The sequence below is a fragment of the Salinibacterium sp. genome, assembly GCF_031364185.1.
In the GTDB taxonomy this organism is placed as follows: Bacteria; Actinomycetota; Actinomycetes; order Actinomycetales; family Microbacteriaceae; genus Rhodoglobus.
Genome location: NZ_JANLVV010000057.1, coordinates 1 through 1,016, shown reverse-complemented (window position 1 = coordinate 1,016; position 1,016 = coordinate 1). Strand labels below are relative to the sequence as shown.

1 protein-coding gene is annotated in these 1,016 nt (G+C 64.2%); it reads left to right on the top strand.

Annotated features, from left to right (window positions below; translation table 11 throughout):
• Window positions 1-273 precede the first annotated feature (273 nt).
• On the top strand, window positions 274-1,016 hold a 743-nt coding region (locus tag RMN95_RS03005; RefSeq protein ID WP_309615480.1), incomplete at its 3' end, for a mechanosensitive ion channel domain-containing protein.

Genomic DNA, 1,016 nt, shown 5'->3' with positions numbered 1-1,016 from the left:
GGCATCCACTGAGCTGGTGGATGCCACGAAGGCCTGGCTGAACGCCAACCCCGATGTTCCGGCGCTGCGCCGCATGGTCATCGAGAATCTTGCGGGCGTCGAGCGTGCGCTGCAGGCGCAGCAGCGAGACCTCGACTGAGGTTCGGCCACCGCGAACCCCGGCATAGCGACAGTCCCGACTGAGGGATCCGGCGATATGCCGGGGTTCGCGCGTTTCCGGCCGCCCCGGCTCCCCAGACCCGGCGGGGGTGGCCTCGGTAAGCTTGGGTCGCTATGGATGAGACGACGGAACCGCCCGCAACACCCCAGTGGGACGGGATCCTGCAGAACCTGCGGGATTTCGACGCGATCTGGCATCTCTTCACCATCTTCTTTGTGATCGTCGGCGCCATCATCCTGCGCTGGGTGCTCCTCTTCGCCATCCGTCGCGTGGTTCGACGCATCATCAACGGCGCCAAAAAGCGGCAGAACTTCGATGACACCCAGGCCATGCTCATGTCGCCGTTGGCGGCGGTCAGGGTGGTGCAGCGCACGCGCACTCTCGGCAGCGTGCTGGGCAACATCGTCACCACGGTCATCGTCATCATGGCCGTGCTCGTGCTGTTCAATAGGATCTTCCCCGGGGCGACGTCAGCGTTTGCGCTCATCACGGCAGCTCTCGGCGCCGGCCTTGGCTTCGGTGCGCAGAATGTGGTCAAAGACGTGCTCAGTGGTCTGTTCATGGTCGCCGAAGACCAGCTCGGCGTCGGCGACGTGGTCGACCTGGGGCCTGCTACCGGTGTGGTCGAGGGTGTGGGCATCCGGATCACCCAGGTGCGGGATGTCAACGGAACCCTGTGGTTCGTGCGCAACGGCGAGATCCTCAGAGTGGGCAATAAGTCACAGGGCTGGGCGCGGGTAATCATTGACCTGGCCGTGCCATACGAGGCCGATGTCGACGCCGTGCAGGATCGCATCCTGCAGACCGCCACGACCATGGCGACAAGTAGTAAGTGGCGCTCACGCATCCTCGAAAA